This window comes from Shewanella submarina (genome assembly GCF_042646185.1).
Lineage (GTDB): Bacteria > Pseudomonadota > Gammaproteobacteria > Enterobacterales > Shewanellaceae > Shewanella > Shewanella corallii.
In genome coordinates, this window is the sequence record NZ_JBHRTD010000027.1 from 1 (window position 1) to 541 (window position 541).

The window sequence follows — 541 nt, forward strand, 5'->3', positions numbered from 1 at the left end:
CATCCTGCTGTCTCGTCAGGTAGGTGTACCTTTCATCATCGTATTCATGAACAAGTGTGACATGGTAGACGATGAAGAGCTGCTGGAACTGGTAGAGATGGAAGTTCGTGAACTGCTGTCTGAGTACGATTTCCCAGGTGATGACCTGCCAGTAATTCAGGGTTCTGCTCTGAAAGCTCTGGAAGGCGACGCAGCTTGGGAAGCTAAGATCGTTGAGCTGGCTGAAGCTCTGGATACTTACATCCCTGAGCCAGAGCGTGACATCGATAAGCCATTCCTGCTGCCAATCGAAGACGTATTCTCTATCTCTGGCCGTGGTACTGTAGTAACCGGTCGTGTTGAGCGCGGTATCATCAAAGTTGGTGAAGAAGTAGAAATCGTTGGTATCAAAGAGACCACCAAGACTACTTGTACCGGCGTAGAAATGTTCCGTAAGCTGCTGGACGAAGGCCGTGCTGGTGAGAACTGTGGTGTTCTGCTGCGTGGTACCAAGCGTGACGAAGTTGAGCGTGGTCAAGTACTGGCTAAGCCAGGCACCATC

General features: G+C 50.6%; 1 protein-coding gene. It reads left to right on the top strand.

The genetic code is table 11. The features are described from left to right. The coding region (locus ACFOE0_RS23230) for an EF-Tu/IF-2/RF-3 family GTPase (RefSeq protein ID WP_380712900.1) at positions 1 to 541 on the top strand (541 nt) is incomplete at both ends.